The 21,620-nt window shown below is 63.7% G+C and carries 17 protein-coding genes; 6 read left to right on the forward strand and 11 right to left on the reverse strand.

Annotated features, from left to right (window positions below; all coding sequences use genetic code 11):
* Positions 1 to 69 precede the first annotated feature (69 nt).
* The 4 genes from hutH to hutC all read right to left on the reverse strand — a co-directional run bounded on the left by hutH (position 70) and on the right by hutC (position 4,911).
* Positions 70 to 1,602 carry a histidine ammonia-lyase gene (hutH, locus tag IRZ56_RS05565; protein WP_196144019.1) on the reverse strand — a complete coding sequence of 511 codons (1,533 nt, stop codon included), beginning with the start codon at positions 1,600 to 1,602 and terminating at the stop codon, positions 70 to 72.
* A gap of 87 nt (positions 1,603 to 1,689) precedes the next feature.
* On the reverse strand, positions 1,690 to 3,363 hold the full coding sequence (gene hutU, locus IRZ56_RS05570; RefSeq protein ID WP_196144020.1) for a urocanate hydratase: 1,674 nt from the start codon (positions 3,361 to 3,363) through the stop codon (positions 1,690 to 1,692).
* A gap of 268 nt (positions 3,364 to 3,631) precedes the next feature.
* Complete coding sequence (locus IRZ56_RS05575) at positions 3,632 to 4,204, reverse strand: HutD family protein (protein ID WP_196144021.1); 573 nt, start codon at positions 4,202 to 4,204, stop codon at positions 3,632 to 3,634.
* Positions 4,201 to 4,911: a histidine utilization repressor gene (gene hutC / locus IRZ56_RS05580; RefSeq protein WP_172402939.1), complete on the reverse strand. Its 711-nt coding sequence runs from the start codon at positions 4,909 to 4,911 to the stop codon at positions 4,201 to 4,203. The genes IRZ56_RS05575 and hutC overlap by 4 nt, the downstream gene beginning before the upstream one ends.
* A 144-nt stretch (positions 4,912 to 5,055) precedes the next feature.
* Here hutC and IRZ56_RS05585 point away from each other — a divergent pair, with 144 nt between their 5' ends.
* Positions 5,056 to 6,420, forward strand: coding sequence for a formimidoylglutamate deiminase (locus IRZ56_RS05585; protein ID WP_196144022.1), 1,365 nt, complete (start codon positions 5,056 to 5,058; stop codon positions 6,418 to 6,420).
* 107 nt (positions 6,421 to 6,527) lie between these two features.
* On the opposite strand, the gene IRZ56_RS05590 is transcribed toward IRZ56_RS05585, so the two are convergent.
* From IRZ56_RS05590 to IRZ56_RS05610, 5 genes are all read right to left on the reverse strand, one after another.
* Positions 6,528 to 7,100: a lipocalin family protein gene (locus tag IRZ56_RS05590; protein ID WP_196144023.1), complete on the reverse strand. Its 573-nt coding sequence runs from the start codon at positions 7,098 to 7,100 to the stop codon at positions 6,528 to 6,530.
* The gene (gene bamE, locus IRZ56_RS05595) at positions 7,097 to 7,351 is read right to left on the reverse strand and encodes an outer membrane protein assembly factor BamE domain-containing protein (protein WP_084853950.1); all 255 of its coding nucleotides are present in this window, start codon (positions 7,349 to 7,351) and stop codon (positions 7,097 to 7,099) included. Before bamE ends, IRZ56_RS05590 begins: the two co-directional genes overlap by 4 nt.
* A 223-nt stretch (positions 7,352 to 7,574) precedes the next feature.
* Positions 7,575 to 8,171, reverse strand: coding sequence for a DUF924 family protein (locus tag IRZ56_RS05600; protein WP_196144024.1), 597 nt, complete (start codon positions 8,169 to 8,171; stop codon positions 7,575 to 7,577).
* Between the two features lie 3 nt (positions 8,172 to 8,174).
* Positions 8,175 to 9,185: a class 1 fructose-bisphosphatase gene (locus tag IRZ56_RS05605; RefSeq protein ID WP_196144025.1), complete on the reverse strand. Its 1,011-nt coding sequence runs from the start codon at positions 9,183 to 9,185 to the stop codon at positions 8,175 to 8,177.
* 308 nt (positions 9,186 to 9,493) lie between these two features.
* On the reverse strand, positions 9,494 to 11,944 hold the full coding sequence (locus IRZ56_RS05610) for a glycogen/starch/alpha-glucan phosphorylase (RefSeq protein WP_196144026.1): 2,451 nt from the start codon (positions 11,942 to 11,944) through the stop codon (positions 9,494 to 9,496).
* A 182-nt stretch (positions 11,945 to 12,126) separates the two neighbouring features.
* On the opposite strand from IRZ56_RS05610, the gene IRZ56_RS05615 reads away from it, so the two are divergent.
* Positions 12,127 to 12,531 carry a YkgJ family cysteine cluster protein gene (locus tag IRZ56_RS05615; protein WP_196144027.1) on the forward strand — a complete coding sequence of 135 codons (405 nt, stop codon included), beginning with the start codon at positions 12,127 to 12,129 and terminating at the stop codon, positions 12,529 to 12,531.
* A gap of 204 nt (positions 12,532 to 12,735) precedes the next feature.
* On the opposite strand, the gene typA is transcribed toward IRZ56_RS05615, so the two are convergent.
* Both typA and thiI read right to left on the reverse strand, forming a co-directional pair.
* On the reverse strand, positions 12,736 to 14,556 hold the full coding sequence (typA, locus tag IRZ56_RS05620) for a translational GTPase TypA (RefSeq protein ID WP_196144028.1): 1,821 nt from the start codon (positions 14,554 to 14,556) through the stop codon (positions 12,736 to 12,738).
* Between the two features lie 127 nt (positions 14,557 to 14,683).
* Positions 14,684 to 16,138 carry a tRNA uracil 4-sulfurtransferase ThiI gene (thiI, locus tag IRZ56_RS05625; RefSeq protein ID WP_196144029.1) on the reverse strand — a complete coding sequence of 485 codons (1,455 nt, stop codon included), beginning with the start codon at positions 16,136 to 16,138 and terminating at the stop codon, positions 14,684 to 14,686.
* 438 nt (positions 16,139 to 16,576) lie between these two features.
* Here thiI and glnA point away from each other — a divergent pair, with 438 nt between their 5' ends.
* From glnA to ntrC, 4 genes are all read left to right on the forward strand, one after another.
* The gene (glnA, locus tag IRZ56_RS05630; RefSeq protein ID WP_084853940.1) at positions 16,577 to 17,983 is read left to right on the forward strand and encodes a glutamate--ammonia ligase; all 1,407 of its coding nucleotides are present in this window, start codon (positions 16,577 to 16,579) and stop codon (positions 17,981 to 17,983) included.
* 133 nt (positions 17,984 to 18,116) lie between these two features.
* Entirely contained in the window at positions 18,117 to 18,662 is a 546-nt protein-coding gene (locus IRZ56_RS05635) for a chorismate mutase (RefSeq protein WP_196144030.1), read from the forward strand.
* Between the two features lie 264 nt (positions 18,663 to 18,926).
* Positions 18,927 to 20,012 carry a nitrogen regulation protein NR(II) gene (gene glnL / locus IRZ56_RS05640; RefSeq protein WP_196144031.1) on the forward strand — a complete coding sequence of 362 codons (1,086 nt, stop codon included), beginning with the start codon at positions 18,927 to 18,929 and terminating at the stop codon, positions 20,010 to 20,012.
* The gene (gene ntrC, locus IRZ56_RS05645) at positions 20,009 to 21,445 is read left to right on the forward strand and encodes a nitrogen regulation protein NR(I) (protein WP_196144032.1); all 1,437 of its coding nucleotides are present in this window, start codon (positions 20,009 to 20,011) and stop codon (positions 21,443 to 21,445) included. Before glnL ends, ntrC begins: the two co-directional genes overlap by 4 nt.
* Positions 21,446 to 21,620 lie beyond the last annotated feature (175 nt).

Here is a 21,620-nt window from a genome sequence, read left to right on the forward strand (position 1 = left end):
CGCCCCGGCTTGGGGGGGGCCGGCCGCCCCCCCCCCCGGGCGATGGGCCGCAGGGCGGCCCCAAGGGCGTTACAGGCTTGGCAGGACGCCGGCCGGCAGCAGGCTGGTCAAGGTCCCTTTGGCCAGCAGCTCGGCAGCGATTTCGATGTCCGGTGCGAAGAAGCGGTCGCGGTCATAGTGCGGCACTTCGCGGCGCAGGGCCTGGCGCGCCTGCTCGAGCTTGGCGGAGGTCTTCAGGCCTTTGCGCAGGTCCAGGCCCTGGCAGGCGCCCAGCCATTCGATGGCGAGCACGCCACGGGTGTTTTCGGCCATTTCCCACAGGCGCTTGCCGGCGGCAGGGGCCATCGACACGTGGTCTTCCTGGTTGGCGGAGGTCGGCAGGCTGTCGACGCTGTGCGGGTGCGACAGGGCCTTGTTCTCGCTGGCCAGGGCGGCTGCGGTAACCTGGGCGATCATGAAGCCGGAGTTCACCCCACCGTTTTCCACCAGGAACGGCGGCAGCTGGGACATGTGCTTGTCCATCATCAGCGAGATGCGGCGCTCGCTCAGCGAGCCCATCTCGGCGATGGCCAGGGCGAGGTTGTCGGCGGCCATGGCCACAGGCTCGGCGTGGAAGTTACCACCGGAAATCACGTCGCCTTCGGCGGCGAATACCAGCGGGTTGTCCGACACGGCGTTGGCCTCGATGCCCAGCACTTCGGCAGCCTGGCGGATCTGGGTCAGGCAGGCGCCCATGACTTGTGGCTGGCAGCGCAGGGAGTACGGGTCCTGGACCTTATCGCAGTTCTTGTGCGACAACGAGACTTCGCTGGCGTCGCCCAGCAGGTCGCGGAAGCAGGCGGCGGTGTCGATCTGGCCACGCTGGCCACGTACTTCGTGGATACGTGCATCGAACGGCGAGCGCGAACCCAGTGCGGCTTCCACGCTCAGGCCGCCACAGGCGATGGCCGCGGCGTACAGGTCTTCGGCGGCGAACAGGCCACGCAGGGCGTAGGCGGTCGATGCCTGGGTGCCGTTGAGCAGCGCCAGGCCCTCTTTCGCGGCCAGGGTCAGCGGTTCCAGACCGGCGACTGCCAGGGCTTCGGTGGCAGGCAGCCACTGGCCCTTGTAGCGCGCCTTGCCTTCGCCCAGCAGCACCAGCGACATATGGGCCAGCGGTGCCAGGTCGCCCGAGGCGCCTACCGAACCCTTGAGCGGAATGTGTGGGTAGACTTCGGCGTTGACCAGGGCGATCAGCGCGTCGATGACCTTGCGACGGATGCCGGAGAAACCGCGGCTGAGGCTGTTGATCTTCAGCACCATGATCAGGCGCACCAGGGCGTCGTCCAGCGGTGCGCCGATACCGGCGGCGTGGGACAGCACCAGCGAGCGCTGCAGGTTTTCCAGGTCATGGCTGGCGATGCGGGTCGAGGCCAGCAGGCCAAAACCGGTGTTGATGCCATAGGCGGTGCGGTCTTCGGCGATGATCTGCTCGACGCAGGCGACGCTGGCGTCGATCGCAGCGCCAGCGCTGGCGTCCAGTTGCAGGCGTACAGGCGCTGCGTGGACAGCGCGCAGTTGGGCCAGGGTCAGGGTGCCGGGCTTGAGAGTCAGGTCGGTCACTTCGCTACTCCAATTCGTATGGGGCCCGCAGGCCCCTTCTTGTTGTTCAGTATCAACGTTGTTCGGCGATAGCCAAAGGAACGTCGATCAGCCCGTGATCATCGGCAGGTCCAGGCCCTGCTCCTTGGCGCAGTCGATGGCGATCTGGTAGCCGGCATCGGCGTGGCGCATGACGCCGGTCCCTGGGTCGTTGGTCAGTACGCGGGCGATACGTGCAGCGGCTTCGTCGGTACCGTCGCAGACGATGACCATGCCCGAATGCTGGGAGAAGCCCATGCCTACGCCACCGCCGTGGTGCAGCGAAACCCAGGTGGCGCCGCCTGCGGTGTTGAGCAGCGCGTTGAGCAGCGGCCAGTCGGAGACAGCGTCGGAGCCGTCACGCATGGCTTCGGTCTCGCGGTTCGGGCTGGACACGGAACCGGAGTCCAGGTGGTCGCGGCCGATGACGATCGGCGCGGACAGCTCGCCGCTGCGGACCATTTCGTTGAACGCCAGGCCCAGCTTGGCGCGCAGGCCCAGGCCAACCCAGCAGATACGTGCCGGCAGGCCCTGGAAGCTGATGCGCTCGCGAGCCATGTCCAGCCAGCGGTGCAGGTGGGCGTCGTCCGGGATCAGTTCCTTGACCTTGGCGTCGGTCTTGTAGATGTCCTCGGCATCGCCCGACAGCGCGGCCCAGCGGAACGGGCCGACACCGCGGCAGAACAGCGGACGGATGTAGGCCGGTACGAAGCCTGGGAAGTCGAAGGCGTTGGCCACGCCCTCTTCCTTGGCCATCTGGCGGATGTTGTTGCCGTAGTCGAAGGTCGGCACGCCCATCTTCTGGAAGTCGAGCATGGCCTGCACGTGCACGGCCATCGACTGCTTGGCGGCCTTGACCACGGCAGCAGCGTCGGTCTGGGCGCGGTCGCGGTACTCTTCCCAGGTCCAGCCAGCCGGCAGGTAGCCGTTGAGTGGGTCGTGGGCGCTGGTCTGGTCGGTGACCATGTCCGGGCGCACACCACGCTTGACCAGCTCAGGCAGGATCTCGGCGGCGTTGCCGTGCAGGGCGATGGAGATGGCCTTGCCTTCGGCGGTGTACTTGGCGATGCGCGCCAGGGCGTCGTCCAGGTCCTTGGCCTGCTCGTCCACGTAGCGGGTCTGCAGGCGGAAGTCGATGCGGCTTTGCTGGCATTCGATGTTCAGCGAGCAGGCGCCGGCCAGGGTGGCTGCCAGCGGCTGGGCGCCGCCCATGCCACCGAGGCCCGCAGTCAGAACCCACTTACCGGTCAGGTTGCCGTTGTAGTGCTGGCGGCCTGCTTCGACGAAGGTTTCGTAGGTGCCCTGGACGATGCCCTGGCTGCCGATGTAAATCCAGCTGCCGGCGGTCATCTGGCCGTACATGGCCAGGCCCTTGGCGTCCAGTTCGTTGAAGTGTTCCCAGTTGGCCCAGTGCGGCACCAGGTTGGAGTTGGCGATCAGCACGCGCGGGGCGTTGGCGTGGGTCTTGAAGACACCGACCGGCTTGCCGGACTGCACCAGCAGGGTCTCGTCGTCTTCCAGGCGGGTCAGGGTCTCGACGATCTTGTCGTAGCACTCCCAGTTACGCGCGGCACGGCCGATACCGCCGTAGACCACCAGTTCCTTCGGGTTCTCGGCGACCTGCGGGTCGAGGTTGTTCATCAGCATGCGCAACGGCGCTTCGGTCAGCCAGCTCTTGGCGGTCAGCTTGTTGCCACGCGGGGCGCGGATTTCTACGTCACGGTATTTGTTGTTGTCAGTCACGGGAGATGTCCTCTGCGGTCGATGTCGACGGCGGTGTGTCGATGGAGATATACAAACACACATTTACTTGTACATACAAGCATGGACAACTAAATTTTTCCTACCGCTCCTCGGGAAACCGAAAAACAAAAGGGGCCGCTTCGCGATCCAATCGCGGGGCAAGCCCGCTCCCACAGGTTCTGCGCCGCCTTCAAGGGCAACGCGAACCTGTGGGAGCGGGCTTGTCCCGCGATTGGGGCGCGCAGCGGCCCCTTTCACAATGCCAGGCTTAACGCGGCATCAATTCGATCAGGCAGAATCGCCCTTGCACATCCAGCGCCAGCAGCTCTTCGTTGTCCTCCAGGCGCAGGCAGTCATACATGCCAAGCTGTTGCACCTCTTGCTCAGCCACCGTCACCTCCACCTGCCCGCTGGCCGCGAACAGCAGCACCGTCGAAGCCGAGCTGTATAACCGGTGCGTGCCATCGAGCCATTGCAACCGCGCCCGGTAGCGCTGTGGCGCGTAAATCAGGTTGAAGTCGCGGATCGGCCCGCCCAGCAGCTTGCAGCTGACCTGGCTTTCACCCTTGAAGGCAAAGGCATCGAACGGCAGCAATGGCCGACTGGCCTGGCCATCGACCAGCAAGCGCATGCCGTCGCCCTGGAGCACGGTGATGATCCGCTGGTACCCGGCGAAAGTGGAAAACCCGCCGGACTCCTCGATATCGGCGATCGACAGGCGCCAACCGAACCCTTCCAGGCCCTCGCCGGCATCGCGGGTGATCTCTTCGGTGAAGCCTCCACCGTTCTTCCAGGGCATGCGCGGGTAGTCTTGGGCGCGCAACAGCTGCAATTGACTCATTTGCTGAATCGTCCTTCCAGGCGATGACGGGAACCAGGGTGGATCAGGCGTGCAGCGGTCACCGGCTGGCGACCGGACCAGGTGCGCCGGCGTATCAGCAGGCACGGCTCGCCTCGCTCGATTTGCAGCAGACGACACTCCTCGGGCTCGGCCAGGATCGCCTCGACCACGTGCTCACCCTCGGTCAATGGGGCGACCTGTGACAGGTAGGCGTAGGGCGTCTGCCGGGTGAAGTCCTGCTTGAGGTAGTCCGGGGCGATCTGCGCGTTGACGTAGCGGTCCTCGATCTGCACCGGCACACCGTTTTCGTAGTGCACGATCAGCGAATGGAACACCCGCTGCCCTTCGCGCATGTCCAGAGCCAGGGCACGCTCGGAGCCGGCCGCCTCTTCGGCGAGGCGGATCACCTGGCAGCTATGCTGGTGGCCACGGCCGGCGATTTCGTCGGCGATGTTGTTGACCTCGAACAGCGCCGAGCGGGTCTTGGGCTCGGCCACGAAGGTGCCAACACCCTGCATGCGCACCAGCAGCCCTTCGGCGGTGAGTTCGCGCAGGGCCCGGTTGATGGTCATGCGGCTGAAGCCCAGCTGGCTGACCAGCTCGCTTTCCGAGGGGACTCGGTGGTGTGGCGGCCAGCTGCCGTTTTCGATCTGCTGGACAATCATCTGTTTGACCCGGGCATACAGCGGCGCCGGACCTTCGCCCATCTGGGCAACCAGCGCGGAGACAGGAGGTGTCGGCACGGCGTTGAATCCTTTGCAATTGGTTGAACGGTAGCTTGCCGCAGTTTACCCGGCGCGCAAACGCCTGTATATGTATATACAAGTTAAACAATAACAGGATTTTACCCGATGCCTGCCTTTTTCGCCGAACGCGCCCTGCTGCCCGCTGGCTGGGCCAGCAATGTCCGCCTGGAGGTAGCCGAGGATGGCCGACTGACCCACGTCGAGGCCAACGCCTCGGCCGAAGGTGCCGAACGCCTGGCCGGTCCGCTGCTGCCGGGCATGCCCAACCTGCATTCCCATGCTTTCCAGCGTGCGATGGCAGGCCTTGCGGAAGTGGCTGGCAACCCCAACGACAGCTTCTGGACCTGGCGCGACCTGATGTACCGTCTGGTTGGCCGGATCACGCCACAGCAATTGCAGGTCATCGCCCGCCAGCTGTACATCGAGATGCTCAAGGCCGGCTACACCTCAGTGGCCGAGTTCCATTACGTGCATCACGACCACAACGGCCATGCCTATGCCGACGCCGCCGAGCTGTCGCTGCGCATCAGCGCTGCCGCCGCCGACACCGGCATCGGCCTGACCCTACTGCCGGTGCTCTATAGCCATGCCGGGTTCGGCGGCCAGCCGCCGAGCGAAGGCCAGCGCCGCTTCATCAACTCCAGCGAGCAGTACCTGCGCCTGCAACAGCGGCTCGCCCCGCAGCTGGCGGCGCAGCCCGCCCAGCGTTTGGGCCTGTGCTTCCACTCCCTGCGCGCAGTCACCCCTGGGCAGATCGCCGAAGTGCTGGCCGCCAGCGACCAGCACTGCCCGGTGCACATCCACATCGCCGAGCAGCAGAAGGAGGTCGACGACTGCCTGGCCTGGAGCGGCCGTCGCCCGCTGCAATGGCTGCATGAAAACGTCGAGGTGGACGAGCGCTGGTGCCTGGTGCATGCCACCCACGCCGAGCCTGACGAAGTCACCGCCATGGCCCGCAGCGGCGCCGTGGCCGGCCTGTGCCTGACCACCGAGGCCAACCTGGGCGACGGCATCTTCCCGGCCGTGGACTTCCTGGCCCAGGGCGGGCGCATGGGGATCGGTTCGGACAGCCACGTGTCACTGAGCGTGGTGGAGGAACTGCGCTGGCTGGAATACGGCCAACGCCTGCGCGACCAGCGACGCAACCGGCTGTACCGTGGCGACCAGCCAATGGTCGGGCGCACCCTGTACGACGCCGCCCTGGTCGGCGGCGCCCAGGCGATGGGCCAGCCCATCGGTGAGCTGGCCGTGGGCAAGCGCGCCGACTGGCTGGTGCTCGATGGACAGGACCCTTACCTGGCGACCGCGAACGGGGATGCCATTCTCAACCGCTGGCTGTTCGCTGGCGGGGATCGCCAGGTGCGCGATGTGATGGTCAACGGGCAATGGGTGGTGCGCCAGGGGCACCATGCCCAGGAAGAGGCGAGCGCGCGGGCGTTCGTCGAGGTGCTGCGACAACTGTTGGACTGATCGGTCGCACCGCCTATCGCAATCGCGGGACAAGCCCGCTCCCACAGCGATCACCGTCACCTCTGTGGGAGCGGGCTTGTCCCGCGATTGCGATGTATCCGCCGAACTCAGTGCGAAGCGACGATCTGCTTGTCCGACGCCCGCCAGATCAGGCGGGTGGTGTCATACCCCTGCTGGCGGGCCTTGGCCAGCAGGCTCTCGCGTTCCACCGCCGGCAGGCTCTGGGTCCGCGACAGGATCCACAGGTACTTGCGGTCCGGGCTGCCGACGATCGCCGTGCGGTAGCGTTCGTCCACGTACAGTACCCAGTACTCACCCTTGGCCACGCCCGGCACCAGGTGCGTGAACCAGTTGTTGAACTCCACCCACAGCCGGTCGTTGTGCCCTGGGTCCTGCGGCCAGGCGGAACCCTCGGCGCGCAGCCACTCGCCGTCGATCATACGGCAGCGGTTCAGCACACCCATCGAGCCATCGGGCCTGAGGTTGTAATGGGCCTCGGACTGGGCGCAGTCGCGCTGATAGGGCATCGGCAACCGCGCCAGCTCGAACCATTTGCCCTCGTAGCGCTCCAGGTCGATGCCGCCTGCGGTCTTCGGTGCCAACGGGTCGCTCGGGGACGTGGCGCAACCGCCCAGCAGCAACGCTGCACAAACCGCCAGCAGCAGGTGGATACGCTTCATTTGAGACCCTGCCCGGAATACATCAAGACCTTGTCGGCAGCGTACTGAACGCTGATGAAGCTCTTCTCGTCGCCCCACGTGCAGCTGCTCATGCCCAGCGCCCCCGAACATTCGGCAGGGGTACCGAGCAGCTGCTCGACCTCGGCCTTGCTCATGCCGGCTTTGAGCTTGGAATAGTTTTCCTGGTTGATCTTGCTGCAGGCAGTCAGGACGACGCACAAGGACAACAGGGCGAGGGAACGCAACGACATGAAGGGACACTCCTGGAGATGAAGGCACAGGCATGGTGGCCTGCAGACAGCTTAGAAGGCAAAAAGCCGCCTCGGTTCCCTGCTTCCCCAGGTTTGTACGTACACCGTTGGTCGGCTGGCGTGAACCTTGCGAACCTGTTCACATCGCCCAAACGATTGCGGGGCAAGCCCGTCCCCATGCATCGCGCATGAGAGCGGCCTTGCCCCGCAAGGGCCTGCTGGCCTAGAAACGCGAACCTGGCTCGAGCAGGAAGTCCATCTCTTCATCGGTGCTCGGCCGGCCCAGCACCAGATTGCGGTGCGGGAAGCGGCCGAAGCGGGCGATCACCCGTTGGTGCTGTTCGGCGTAGTCGAGGAAGCCCTCGAACAGCCGGCGATTGGCCTCGGGCTGTTCCTCCAGCAGGACCTGGTAGCGCTCCACGCACAGGTTCTGCCAGTCGAGCACCTCGGCATGCTCCAGCACCAACAGCACGAACACCCGCTGGATCGGCAACAACTGGTAGTCCCAGCCCTTCTGCAGACCTTGCATGGCCACCACCTGGGCGCGCCGGTCGCCGTCGAAGGCACGCGGCGTGTCGCGATGGATCATGCGCGGCAGCTGGTCCAGCAGGATCAGCAGGCCGAGCCAGCCCTGCGGGCTTTGCTGCCACTCGTCGAGACCACCGGCCAGGGCGTGCTCGACCAGCTCGCCAAACAGCGCCTGGGCCTCGGCATCGTGATGCTTGCCGAACCACAGCGTGCTCTTCTCGTCAGCCACGGCCTGGGGACTGGTGCCCCAACCGAACCACCACTCCAGCAACGGCTGCCAAGGTGCGAGCATGACTTACTCCTTGTGATAGGCGGTGACGCGCTCGACCTCTTCCTTCGAGCCCAGGATCACCGACACGCGCTGGTGCAGGCTCTCGGGCTGGATGTCGAGGATGCGATCGTAACCGTTTGTGGACGCGCCGCCGGCCTGCTCGATGATGAACGACATCGGGTTGGCTTCGTACATCAGGCGCAGCTTGCCCGGCTTGCTCGGCTCACGGGCATCGCGTGGGTACATGAACAGGCCGCCACGGGTCAGGATGCGGTGCACGTCGGCCACCATCGAGGCGATCCAGCGCATGTTGTAGTTCTTCTTCAGCGGGCCGGTCTCGCCAGCCAGCAGTTCGCCCACGTAGCGCTGCACTGGGGCTTCCCAGTGACGCTGGTTGGACATGTTGATGGCGAACTCGGCGGTGCTTTCCGGTACGCGGATGTTCTCGTGGGTCAGGACGAAGCTGCCCAGCTCGCGGTCCAGGGTGAAGCCCTTGACGCCGTTGCCCAGGGTCAAGACCAGCATGGTCTGCGGGCCATAGATGGCGTAGCCGGCGGCGACCTGCTGGGTGCCTGGCTGGAGGAACGCATTTTCGTTCAGGGTTTCGTTCTGGCTCAGGTATTCATTGGGGCAACGCAATACCGAGAAGATAGTACCGACCGAGACGTTGACGTCGATGTTCGACGAACCGTCCAGCGGGTCGAAGACCAGCAGGTAGGCACCCTTGGGGTACTTGCCCGGGATCTGGTAGGCGTTGTCCATTTCCTCGGACGCCATGCCGGCCAGGTGACCGCCCCACTCGTTGGCCTCCAGCAGGATGTCGTTGGAGATCACGTCGAGCTTCTTCTGCACCTCGCCCTGTACGTTTTCGGTGCCCATGCTGCCCAGTACGCCGCCCAGGGCCCCTTTGGACACGTGGTGGCTGATTTCCTTGCACGCACGCGCCACCACTTCGATCAGGAAGCGCAGATCGGCAGGGGTATTGTTGCTGCGGGTCTGCTCAATCAGATAGCGACTCAGGGTAACGCGGGACATGTATGGCTCCGAAATGGAAAGGGGGAGAAAAACCCCCGCAGTTTACAGGGAGAGTTGCGGGCTAGCGAGCGATGAGACTCGACTGGTCGTTCAGACGGCACAATAGGTCGGTAGTTCAGCCACCGCCAGGCCGGCGGTCGAAGCGCACGGCTGGCACCGCGACCTGTAGGAGCGGCCTTGTGCCGCGAAAGGCTTGCGCAGCGGCCCCGGGATGTTCGTGGGCCGCTGAACCCTGGGGCCGCCTTGCGGCCCTTTCGCGGCACAAGGCCACTCCTACAGGAACCCTACAGGGTCGCGCGCGGCCTCAATCAATCCAGCGCCTTCCAGATCTCGCTGGCATATTCGCGAATGGTACGGTCCGACGAGAACCACCCCATCCGCGCCGTGTTGAGCACCGCCATGCGCCACCAGCTCTGGGGCTGGTGCCACAGCGCCTCGACCCGTCGCTGGGCCTCCCAGTAGGCATCGAAGTCGGCGCACACCAAGAAGCGGTCATGGGCCACCAGTGCATCCACAAGACCTGTGTAGCGCGCCGGGTCGTCGGGCGAGAAGACGCCGCTACGGATCGCCTCGAGCACATCGCCCAGGCGGCTCGACGCCGCGATCGCAGCGCCGGCACCAAAGTCCCCGGTACGCTTGCGGGCTTCCACCTGCTGGGCGGTGAGGCCGAAGATGAACATGTTCTCGGTACCGACCTGCTCACTCATTTCGACGTTGGCGCCATCGAGGGTGCCGATGGTCAGCGCGCCATTGAGGCCGAACTTCATGTTGCTGGTGCCGGAGGCCTCGTAACCGGCGGTGGAGATCTGCTCGGACAGATCCGCCGCCGGGATGATGCTCTCGGCCAGGCTGACGTTGTAGTTGGGCAGGAACACCACCTTGAGCAGGCCGCGCACGGTCGGGTCGTTGTTGACCACCCGGGCGATGTCGTTGGCCAGCTTGATGATCAGCTTGGCCTGGTGGTAGCTGGCCGCAGCCTTGCCGGCGAAGATCTTGACCCGCGGCACCCAGTCGATATCCGGCTCGGCGCGCATGGCCTGGTACAGGGCCACGGTGTGCAGCAGGTTGAGCAACTGACGCTTGTACTCGTGGATCCGCTTGACCTGCACATCGAACAACGCCTCGGGGTTGACCGTCACCCCGACCCGGTCCTGGATGATGCTGGCCAGGGCCCGCTTGCTGTGCAGGCGTTGGGCGGCGAACTGCTTGCGGAAGGTGGTCTTGTCGGCGAACGGCACCAGCGCCTTCAATTGCCCTTCAGGGTCGTCCAGGACCTGCTCGCCCAGCGCCTCCACCAACATGGCGGTGAGCTGCGGATTGGCCTGGTACAGCCAACGGCGGAAGGTGATGCCGTTGGTCTTGTTGTTGATCCGTTTCGGGTACAGCTTGTGCAGCTCGGCGAACACCGTGCTGCGCATCAGCTTGCTGTGCAAGGCCGACACGCCGTTGACACTGTGCGAACCGAGGAATGCCAGGTTGCCCATGCGCACCCGGCGGCCGTTGTCCTCTTCGATCAGCGATACCGCGCGCAGCACGTCGAAGTCGTGCAGGCCTTTGGCCCGCAGGGCATCGATATGCTGGGCGTTGATCAGGTAGATGATCTGCATGTGGCGCGGCAGCATGCGCTCCATCAGTGCCACCGGCCAGGTTTCCAGGGCTTCGGGCAGTAGGGTATGGTTGGTATAGGCCAGGGTCCCTACGGTCAGCTCCCAGGCGGTGTCCCAGGGTATCTCGTGCTGGTCGACCAACAGCCGCATCAGCTCGGCCACGGCGATCGACGGGTGGGTGTCGTTGAGCTGGATGGCCGCTGCATCCGGCAGGTTGAGCAGGTTGTCGTGCATGTTCAGGTGCCGGCGCAGCAAGTCCTGCAACGACGCCGAGACGAAGAAGTACTCCTGGCGCAGGCGCAGCTCCTGGCCGGCCTCGGTGCTGTCGGCCGGGTACAGTACCCGTGAGATGCTCTCGGCCCGCGCCACTTCGGCTACCGCGCCCAGGTGATCGCCAGCGTTGAAACGCTCCAGGTGCAACTCTTCCATGGCCCGGGCGCGCCACAGGCGCAAGGTGTTCACGCTCGCCCCGCGCCAGCCGACCACTGGCGTGTCGTAGGCCACCGCCCGTACCGTCTCGCCCGGCCACCAGACCTGGCGCGCGTGGCCGTGGGTGTCGTACACCGTCTCGACGCTGCCGCCAAAGCTGATCGGGTAGATCACCTCCGCGCGCTCGAACTCCCACGGGTTGCCGAAGTCCAGCCAGTTCTCGGTCTGCTCCTGTTGCCAGCCATCGACCATGGCCTGGCGGAACAGGCCGTGTTCGTAGCGGATGCCATAGCCATGGGCGGCGATGCCCAGGGTCGACATGCTCTCCATGAAGCACGCCGCCAGGCGACCGAGGCCGCCGTTGCCCAGTGCGGCGTCCGGCTCCAGCAGGCGGATACGCTCCAGGTCCACGTCCAGCCCTACCAGCGCTTCGCGGGCGATCTCCAGCAGGCCCAGGTTGCTGAGGCTGTCGTACAGCAGGCGGCCGATGAGAAATTCCAGGGAGAGGTAGTAGACCCGCTTCTGGCTGCGCCGATAGGCCTGGCGGGTGTGGTCCATCCAATGGTCGACCATGTGATCGCGGGCAGCCAGGGCGATGGCTTCGAACCAGTCATGGTCGAAGGCATGCTCCGGGTCCTTGCCGACCGCGTAGGTCAGCTTGGCCAGCACAGCGGCGCGAAATTCGGCCACCTCTGCGTCACGAGCTTTGGGTTCCTGGGACATGCGGCATCCTCGAGCAAGTTGACGAAAGCACAGGTTGTTCAGCCTAGACGCTTCGACACAGAGCGTCAGCGAGGGTTCGCGGTTTTCATGCCCCACTCGGCGATTCGGGCAAAAGGTTGTTCACAAATTGAACAACTCCGGTATCATCGCGCGCCCCGCAAACCGTGATATGCCCCAAGAAAATGAAACCGACCCTGATCGCCGCCGCCGAAGTCGACCGCCTGGAAACCTGGCAACGCTATGCCAGCCACATGTGCGGGGGCTGCCACTCGACCTGTTGCACCCTGCCGGTGGAAGTGAAGATCAAGGACCTGATCCGCATCGGCGTGGTGGACGAGTTCGAGAAGGACGAGCCGCCGAAGAACATCGCCAAGCGCCTGCAGAAAGAAGGCATCATCGAGCGCTTCAACCAGAAATCGGGGATCTTCACCCTGACCCGCATGAGCAACGACGACTGCCTGTACCTGGATCGTAAGAGCCGCTTGTGCACTATCTACGACAAGCGGCCCGACACCTGCCGCAACCACCCCAAGGTCGGGCCGCGGCCGGGGTATTGCGCGTACAAGCCCAAGGTGGTCGGGCGCTGAGCCTGTTTCAGTCGAGAATTTGGGGCCGCTTCGCGCCCCTTTCGCGGCACGAGGCCGCTCCTACAGGAGATCACGCTCCCGTGTAGGAGCGGCCTTGCGCCGCGAAAGGGCCGCAAAGCGGCCCCCCCACTTTCTTGAAGACAAACAAAAACGCCCCCGGTCTTTCGACTCGGGGGCGTTTTCGTTTCAGCTCAGGCTAGACGATCAAGCCTTGGCTTTCTTGGCAGCGCGGGTACGCTCGCCTTCGTCGAGGATCTTCTTGCGCAGACGGATCGACTTCGGCGTGACTTCGCACAGCTCGTCGTCCTGGATGAATTCCAGGGCCTGCTCGAGGGTGTGGCGAACCGGCGGAACCAGGGCGATGACTTCGTCCTTGCCCGAAGCACGCATGTTGTCGAGCTTCTTGCCCTTGGTCGGGTTCACGCCCAGGTCGTTGTCACGGCTGTTCAGGCCGATGATCTGACCGTTGTAGATGTCCTGGCCGTGCTCGATGAACAGCTTGCCGCGAGCCTGCAGGGTTTCCAGCGAGTAGGTCAGGGCCTTGCCAGTCTCGATCGAGACCAGAACACCGTTCAGACGGCCCGACATGGTGCCTGGCTTCATGGTGTCGTAGCGATCGAAAATCGAGGTCAGGATGCCTGCACCGTTGGTCAGGGTCAGGAACTGGTTGCGGAAGCCGATCAGGCCACGGGCCGGAACGTTGTACTCCAGGCGCACACGGCCCTTGCCATCCGGCGCCATGTTGGTCAGGTCGCCCTTACGCAGGCCCATTTCTTCCATGACCTTGCCCTGGGACTCTTCAGGGATATCGATGGTGACGTTCTCGAACGGCTCCTGCTTGACGCCATTGACTTCGCGGATGATCACCTCAGGACGGCCCACGGCCATCTCGAAGCCTTCGCGGCGCATGGTTTCGATCAGGACCGACAGGTGCAGCTCACCACGGCCAGAGACCTTGAACTTGTCGGCCGAGTCGCCTTCTTCGACGCGCAGGGCAACGTTGTACAGCAGCTCTTTGTCCAGACGCTCTTTGATGTTGCGGCTGGTGACGAACTTGCCTTCCTTGCCGCAGAACGGCGAGTCGTTGACCTGGAAGGTCATCGAAACGGTCGGCTCGTCGACGGTCAGCGGCTTCATCGCTTCGACGTGGTTCATGTCGCACAGGGTGTCGGAGATGAACAGCTCGTCGAAACCGCTGATGCAGACGATGTCGCCCGCGGTGGCTTCTTCGACGTCGACGCGGTGCAGGCCGTGGTGGCCCATCAGCTTGAGGATACGGCCGTTGCGCTTCTTGCCTTCGGTGTCGATGGCGACGACCGGGGTGTTCGGCTTGACGCGGCCACGGGCGATACGGCCAACGCCGATTACACCCAGGAAGCTGTTGTAGTCCAGTGCGGAGATCTGCATCTGGAACGGGCCGTCGACGTCGACGGTCGGTGCCGGCACGTGGTCGACGATGGCCTGGTACAGCGGGGTCATGTCTTCGGCCATGTCGGTGTGGTCGAGACCGGCGATGCCGTTCAGGGCCGAGGCGTAGACAACCTGGAAGTCCAGCTGGTCGTCGGTGGCGCCGAGGTTGTCGAACAGGTCGAAGATCTGGTCCAGAACCCAGTCAGGACGCGCGCCCGGACGGTCGACCTTGTTGATCACGACGATCGGCTTGAGGCCGGCTTCGAAGGCCTTCTTGGTCACGAAGCGGGTTTGCGGCATCGGGCCGTCCTGGGCGTCGACCAGCAGCAGCACGGAGTCGACCATCGACATCACGCGCTCTACTTCACCGCCGAAGTCGGCGTGGCCGGGGGTGTCGACGATGTTGATGCGGTAGTCGTTCCAGCGGATGGCGGTGTTCTTCGCCAGGATGGTAATGCCGCGCTCTTTTTCCTGGTCGTTGGAGTCCATCACGCGCTCGTCGTTGAGCTCGTTACGCTCCAGGGTGCCGGACTGGCGCAGGAGTTTGTCGACCAGGGTGGTTTTACCATGGTCAACGTGGGCGATGATGGCGATGTTACGCAGATTTTCGATCACAACTGTATCTCGATCAGAGGATTCGGTTGCCGCCAGTGTAGGCGGCGAATATGTACGGTTTGCGGCTCAGCGGGCCCGGTGGTCGGGAGGGCGATGGCGGATGCTGCCGCCATACAGCCCTGGGGTCTTATGTCGGACGATAAACACGCACATTGGCATGTCCCTCACTGAGCAGGTGGTGTGCGTGCAGGCGGCTCATCACACCTTTGTCGCAATACAGCAGGTACTGGCGGTTGGCATCCAGGTGCTTGAACTTGCTGTTGATCGCATAGAACGGCATGGCCTGGACTTCGACGCCCTCGATCACCAGAGGTTCGTCTTCCTGGGCATCGGGGTGACGGATGTCGAGGACGATCTGGCCCGGCAGGGCCTCGGCCACTTCCTCGATCTCGATGTCCTTGCCCAGCTCGTCGATCACGTGGTCGATGGAGATGAACTTGGCGCGCTCCATGGCGCGCTCGAGCACTGCCATGTCGAACTGCTTCTCTTCGTGCTCCATGCGGTGGCGCTTGGCATGGGTGGTCGGGTTCACCGAGATCACGCCGCAATATTCCGGCATGTGCTTGGCGAACTCGGCAGTGCCGATCTGGTAGGCGGTGTCGATGATGTCCTGCTTGTGGCTGGCCAGAAGCGGGCGCAGCACCAGCTTGTCGGTGGCCGAGTCGATGATCGACAGGTTCGGCAGGGTCTGGCTGGACACCTGGGAAATAGCCTCGCCGGTGACCAGGGCGTCGATCTCCAGGCGCTCGGCCATGCGCGCAGCGGCGCGCAGCATCATGCGCTTGAGGGTCACGCCCATGTAGCTGTTGTCGACCTTGCCCAGGATCTCGCCGACCACTTCTTCGAAAGGCACGCTGATGAACAGCACGCGCTGGCTGCTGCCGAACTTCTTCCACAGGTAGTGGGCCACTTCCATCACGCCGAGCTCGTGGGCACGGCCGCCGAGGTTGAAGAAGCAGAAGTGGGTCATCAGGCCGCGGCGCATCATCTGGTAGGCGGCGACGGTGGAGTCGAAGCCGCCGGACATCAGCACCAGGGTCTGCTCCAGCGCACCCAGCGGGTAACCGCCGATGCCCTGGTGCTGGTTGTGGATCACGTACAGGCGTTGGTCGCGGATCTCGATGCGCACCAAAACTTCAGGGTTCTTGAGGTCGATGCCGGTGGCACCGCACTGCTGGCGCAGCTGACTGCCGACGTAGCGGTCGACGTCCATCGAGGTGAAGTCGTGGTGGCCGCCACGCTTGCAGCGCACGGCGAAGCGCTTGCCGGCCAGCAGGTGGCCAAAATGGTGCTTGCACTTCTCGACGATGTCGTCGAAGTCGCCCAGCGGGTATTCCTCGACCTGCAGGAAGTGGGTGATCCCGGGGGTGCAGGTCAGGCGCTCGATCATTTCGCGCTGGATCTTCTCGTCCTCGACGCGGGTGACCACTTCGAGATTGTCCCAGACACCATCGACCACGAGCTCCGGATCCAAGTCCTTGAGCACGACGCGGATGTTCTTGCCGAGCTGGCGGATGAAACGCTTGCGCACCGGCCGGCTCTTGATGGTGATCTCAGGGAAGACTTTGACGATAAGTTTCATTGGTTTAACAGCGCGCGCAGGGCCTGCCGAAAATAAGGGGCGCGAATTATAGCGGAAATAGCTCAAGGTTTGAGCAACTTTTGATCAGGGCATTGATTTTATGTTGCCTGCGCGGGCCCCATCGCGGGGCAAGCCCGCTCTCACAAGGAATTGCGCACAACGGCCTTTGTGGGAGCGGGCTTGCCCCGCGATGGGACGAGCACGCACCACAATGGTGCGTCACCTCGAAATAACGCATCTTATGAGTGCATTTCCTAAGGCGCCCCTAGAACAAAATGCCCGCCAACGCCCCCTTTTATCTCACCCTCGCCATTTTCGGGCACTGGCATGCAAATTGCTCTCTTGTGAGGCAGGTAAGCTTGGCCGACTATCCGCGCCCGGCGACACCCTTTTTCCAGGGCAGCGGCCCACCGCGCCCTAGACCATCCGGAGGACAACATGTCGAAGTCGGTTCAACTCATCAAAGATCATGACGTCAAGTGGATTGATCTGCGTTTCACGGACACCAAAGGCAAACAGCACCACGTCACCATGCCCGCTCGCGATGCGCTGGAAGACGACTTCTTCGAAGCCGGCAAAATGTTCGACGGCTCGTCCATCGAAGGCTGGAAAGGCATCGAAGCCTCCGACATGATCCTGATGCCGGACGACGCGTCCGCCGTCCTGGACCCGTTCACCGAAGAGCCGACCCTGATCCTGGTCTGCGACGTGGTCGAACCGTCCACCATGCAAGGCTACGACCGCGACCCACGCGCCATCGCCAAGCGCGCCGAGGAATACCTCAAGACCACCGGCATCGGCGACACCGTGTTCGTCGGCCCGGAGCCTGAGTTCTTCATCTTCGACCAGGTCAAGTTCAAGTCCGACATCTCCGGCTCCATGTTCAAGATCTACTCCGAACAAGGTTCCTGGATGACCGACCAGGACGTCGAAGGCGGCAACAAGGGCCACCGCCCAGCCGTCAAGGGCGGCTACTTCCCGGTTCCGCCGTGCGACCACGACCACGAAATCCGTACTGCCATGTGCAACGCCATGGAAGAAATGGGCCTGGTCATCGAAGTTCACCACCACGAAGTGGCCACTGCCGGCCAGAACGAAATCGGTGTGAAGTTCAACACCCTGGTCACCAAGGCTGACGAAGTCCAGACCCTGAAGTACTGCGTGCACAACGTGGCTGACGCCTACGGCAAAACCGCTACCTTCATGCCTAAGCCGCTGTACGGCGACAACGGCTCGGGCATGCACGTTCACATGTCGATCTCCAAGGACGGCAAGAACACCTTCTCCGGCGAAGGCTATGCCGGCCTGTCCGACACCGCCCTGTACTTCATCGGCGGCATCATCAAGCACGGCAAGGCACTGAACGGCTTCACCAACCCGGCCACCAACTCCTACAAGCGTCTGGTGCCAGGCTTCGAAGCCCCGGTCATGCTGGCCTACTCGGCCCGTAACCGTTCGGCCTCGATCCGTATCCCGTACGTTTCCAGCCCGAAAGCCCGCCGTATCGAAGCGCGCTTCCCGGACCCGGCGGCCAACCCGTACCTGTGCTTCGCCGCCCTGCTGATGGCCGGTCTGGACGGCATCCAGAACAAGATCCACCCAGGCGATGCCGCCGACAAGAACCTGTACGACCTGCCGCCTGAAGAGGCCAAGGAAATCCCGCAGGTTTGCGGCAGCCTGAAGGAAGCCCTGGAAGAGCTGGACAAGGGCCGCGCCTTCCTGACCAAGGGCGGCGTGTTCTCCGACGACTTCATCGATGCCTACATCGAGCTGAAGTCCGAAGAAGAAATCAAGGTCCGTACCTTCGTTCACCCGCTGGAATACGACCTGTACTATAGCGTGTAATGTAAGCTGCACCCTCGGAACGGCCTCCCTTGGAGGCCGTTTCTGCTTTTACACTCAAGCATTTCGGAATGGCCCTACCCGCCACACCTGAGCGACTGGCCACACTCGGTTCTCCCGACTTCAGGAGAGCAACATGCGCCTCATCCCCCTCCTCGCCCTGACCGGCGCGATCAGCTTGACAGGTTGCGCGGCAACCCTCGATGCCTCCTCCTCCCTGACTCGCCTGATCGACGCCATCGATCATCGACTCGACATCGCCGAGGCCGTAGCCCTGCACAAGTGGGACACGCGTCAACCGGTACACGCACCGCAGCGCGAGCAGGACGTGCTGGCCAACGTGCGCCAGGCTGCGCTGACCTATGACCTGAACGCCGAACGCGCCGAAACCTTCTTCGCCGACCAGATCGAAGCCAACAAGCTGCTGCAATACCACTACCTCAACACATGGCACCAACAACGCCAGGCGCCCGATACCCAGCGCCGCGACCTTGCCAGCGAAATTCGCCCGCAACTGGATAACCTGCAGGACCAGTTGCTCCAGGACCTGGCGCGCTTCGACCAGCAACGCATGCCCCTGTGTGCCGAGCAATTGGCCGATGCCCTGGCCCAACGTTCGAAAGATACCCCTCGCCATTTGGCCCTGGTTCGTGCCACTGCGCAGCTGTGCGAGCGCAGCTGAACACCCTATGCTCTATATTGGTGCATCGCGGCGTCCTATGCCCAGCGATGCATCCCAATAGAGGTCACAAGAAACGATAAACCAGGGCTTTTTGTTCTGATTTCGCGCAAATCCAGGCCTTTATCCGGTAAATCTGCTTCTTTTCGGAGCCTTGGTTTGTTTCTTGCATTTTCCTTTGCATCGAGAGGATCACCCGCGCGCGCCCCAGCCCAGCCGGGGCCTACCCACGAGCCAACACGCGCCCAAATAGAGGTCCAAGACGCCATGACTATCAGCGATGCACAGCACCGGCTGCTCCTGGACAACCTGACCACGGCCACGCTTCTGCTCAATGCCGAACTGCGCTTGGAGTACATGAACCCGGCGGCGGAAATGCTGCTGGCGGTCAGCGGGCAGCGCAGCCATGGGCAATTCATCAGTGAGTTGTTCACCGAATCGACCGAAGCGCTCAACTCCCTGCGTCAGGCCGTGGAGCAGGCGCACCCGTTCACCAAGCGCGAAGCCCAGCTCACCTCCCTGACCGGCCAAGCCATTACCGTGGACTATGCCGTCACGCCGATCCTGCACCAGGGCCAGACCTTGCTGCTGCTGGAGGTCCACCCGCGCGACCGGCTGTTGCGCATCACCAAGGAAGAGGCCCAGCTGAGCAAGCAGGAGACCACCAAGATGTTGGTGCGCGGGCTGGCCCACGAGATCAAGAACCCGCTGGGCGGCATCCGTGGCGCGGCGCAACTGCTGTCACGCGAACTGCCCCATGACGATTTGCGCGATTACACCAACGTGATCATCGAGGAAGCCGACCGCCTGCGAAACCTGGTCGACCGCATGCTCGGCTCGAACAAGCTGCCATCGCTGGCCATGACCAATATCCATGAAGTACTGGAGCGCGTCTGCAGCTTGGTGGAGGCCGAAAGCCAGGGTGGCATCACATTGGTGCGCGACTACGACCCGAGCCTGCCGGACGTGCTGATCGATCGCGAACAGATGATCCAGGCGGTGCTCAACATCGTGCGCAACGCCATGCAGGCGATCGGCGGGCAGAACGAACTGCGCCTAGGCCGCATCACCCTGCGCAGCCGTGCGGTGCGCCAGTTCACCATCGGCCATATCCGCCATCGCCTGGTCGCACGGATCGAGATCACCGACAACGGCCCGGGCATCCCCGCCGAGCTGCAAGACACCCTCTTCTACCCGATGGTCAGTGGGCGCCCGGACGGTACCGGGCTGGGCCTGGCCATCACCCAGAACATCATCAGCCAGCACCAGGGCCTGATCGAATGTGACAGCCATCCTGGCCATACCACCTTCTCGATCTTCCTGCCCCTGGAACAAGGAGCCACCGCCTCATGAGCCGAAGTGAAACCGTCTGGATCGTCGACGATGACCGCTCCATCCGCTGGGTACTGGAAAAAGCCCTGCAACAAGAAGGCATGACCACCCAGAGCTTCGACAGCGCCGACGGAGTCATGGGCCGCCTGGCCCGGCAACAACCGGATGTGATCATTTCCGATATCCGTATGCCTGGCACCAGTGGGCTGGACTTGCTCGCCCAGATCCGCGAACAGCACCCGCGCCTGCCGGTCATCATCATGACCGCCCATTCCGACCTGGACAGCGCCGTGGCGTCCTACCAGGGCGGCGCCTTCGAATACCTGCCCAAGCCATTCGACGTGGACGAAGCCGTCGCGCTGGTCAAGCGCGCTAACCAGCACGCCCAGGAGCAACAGGCGCTCGACGTGCCGACAAGCCTGGCCCGCACGCCGGAGATCATCGGCGAGGCGCCGGCGATGCAGGAGGTGTTCCGTGCCATCGGCCGGCTCAGCCACTCCAACATCACCGTGCTGATCAACGGCGAGTCCGGCACCGGCAAGGAGCTGGTGGCCCATGCGCTGCACCGCCACAGCCCGCGCGCGGCATCGCCGTTCATCGCACTGAACATGGCGGCGATCCCGAAGGACCTGATGGAGTCCGAATTGTTCGGCCACGAGAAAGGTGCCTTCACCGGCGCGGCCAACCTGCGTCGCGGTCGCTTCGAGCAGGCCGACGGCGGCACGCTGTTCCTCGACGAGATCGGCGACATGCCCGCCGACACCCAGACGCGCCTGCTGCGGGTGTTGGCCGATGGCGAGTTCTATCGGGTTGGCGGCCATGTACCGGTCAAGGTCGACGTGCGCATCATCGCCGCCACGCACCAGAACCTGGAGTCGCTGGTGCAGGCCGGCAAGTTCCGCGAAGACTTGTTCCACCGCCTGAACGTGATCCGCATCCATATCCCGCGCCTGGCCGACCGGCGCGAGGACATTCCTGCCCTGGCGCGTCATTTCCTCGGCCGCGCGGCCAAGGAACTGGCGGTGGAACCCAAGCTGCTCAAGCCGGAAACCGAGGAGTTCATGCGCAACCTGCCCTGGCCGGGCAATGTGCGCCAATTGGAGAACACCTGCCGCTGGATCACCGTCATGGCCTCCAGCCGCGAGGTATTGATCGGCGACTTGCCGCCGGAGCTGCTCAACCTGCCGCACGATGCGGCGCCGGTGACCAACTGGGAACAAGCCCTGCGCCAGTGGGCCGACCAGGCCCTGACACGCGGCCAGTCGAACCTGCTCGACAGCGCCGTGCCCAGCTTCGAACGCATCATGATCGAGACCGCCCTCAAGCACACCGCCGGGCGCCGACGCGATGCGGCGGTGCTACTGGGCTGGGGCCGCAATACCCTGACGCGAAAGATCAAAGAGCTGGGGATGAATGTCGATGGCGGGGACGAGGAGGATAACGACGAACATTGATCGTCGTTGAACCTGCCGGGGCTGCATAGCAGCCCCAATGTTTCCATGCACCGATCCTGTGCCAACTGCACCGCACAAAGGCACAAAAAATCTGGAAAACCCCAACAGAACCGCTCTAGAACCCGTATTTCAGGGGCTTCGCAAAACTGGCACGCGATCTGCAGTAAGACAGATA

Source organism: Pseudomonas guariconensis (assembly GCF_015680235.1).
In the GTDB taxonomy this organism is placed as follows: domain Bacteria; phylum Pseudomonadota; class Gammaproteobacteria; order Pseudomonadales; family Pseudomonadaceae; genus Aquipseudomonas; species Aquipseudomonas guariconensis_A.

What these genes read in the sequence shown, in the direction of transcription:
- glnA (WP_084853940.1), top strand. Translation starts at nt 16,577, where the DNA reads ATGTCGAAGTCGGTTCAACTCATCAAAGATCATGACGTCAAGTGGATT.
- IRZ56_RS05615 (WP_196144027.1), top strand. Translation starts at nt 12,127, where the DNA reads ATGAAACCGACCCTGATCGCCGCCGCCGAAGTCGACCGCCTGGAAACC.
- IRZ56_RS05575 (WP_196144021.1), bottom strand. Translation starts at nt 4,204, where the DNA reads ATGAGTCAATTGCAGCTGTTGCGCGCCCAAGACTACCCGCGCATGCCC.
- IRZ56_RS05605 (WP_196144025.1), bottom strand. Translation starts at nt 9,185, where the DNA reads ATGTCCCGCGTTACCCTGAGTCGCTATCTGATTGAGCAGACCCGCAGC.
- IRZ56_RS05610 (WP_196144026.1), bottom strand. Translation starts at nt 11,944, where the DNA reads ATGTCCCAGGAACCCAAAGCTCGTGACGCAGAGGTGGCCGAATTTCGC.
- IRZ56_RS05600 (WP_196144024.1), bottom strand. Translation starts at nt 8,171, where the DNA reads ATGCTCGCACCTTGGCAGCCGTTGCTGGAGTGGTGGTTCGGTTGGGGC.
- IRZ56_RS05585 (WP_196144022.1), top strand. Translation starts at nt 5,056, where the DNA reads ATGCCTGCCTTTTTCGCCGAACGCGCCCTGCTGCCCGCTGGCTGGGCC.
- IRZ56_RS05590 (WP_196144023.1), bottom strand. Translation starts at nt 7,100, where the DNA reads ATGAAGCGTATCCACCTGCTGCTGGCGGTTTGTGCAGCGTTGCTGCTG.
- ntrC (WP_196144032.1), top strand. Translation starts at nt 20,009, where the DNA reads ATGAGCCGAAGTGAAACCGTCTGGATCGTCGACGATGACCGCTCCATC.
- IRZ56_RS05635 (WP_196144030.1), top strand. Translation starts at nt 18,117, where the DNA reads ATGCGCCTCATCCCCCTCCTCGCCCTGACCGGCGCGATCAGCTTGACA.
- thiI (WP_196144029.1), bottom strand. Translation starts at nt 16,138, where the DNA reads ATGAAACTTATCGTCAAAGTCTTCCCTGAGATCACCATCAAGAGCCGG.
- bamE (WP_084853950.1), bottom strand. Translation starts at nt 7,351, where the DNA reads ATGTCGTTGCGTTCCCTCGCCCTGTTGTCCTTGTGCGTCGTCCTGACT.
- hutC (WP_172402939.1), bottom strand. Translation starts at nt 4,911, where the DNA reads ATGGGCGAAGGTCCGGCGCCGCTGTATGCCCGGGTCAAACAGATGATT.
- glnL (WP_196144031.1), top strand. Translation starts at nt 18,927, where the DNA reads ATGACTATCAGCGATGCACAGCACCGGCTGCTCCTGGACAACCTGACC.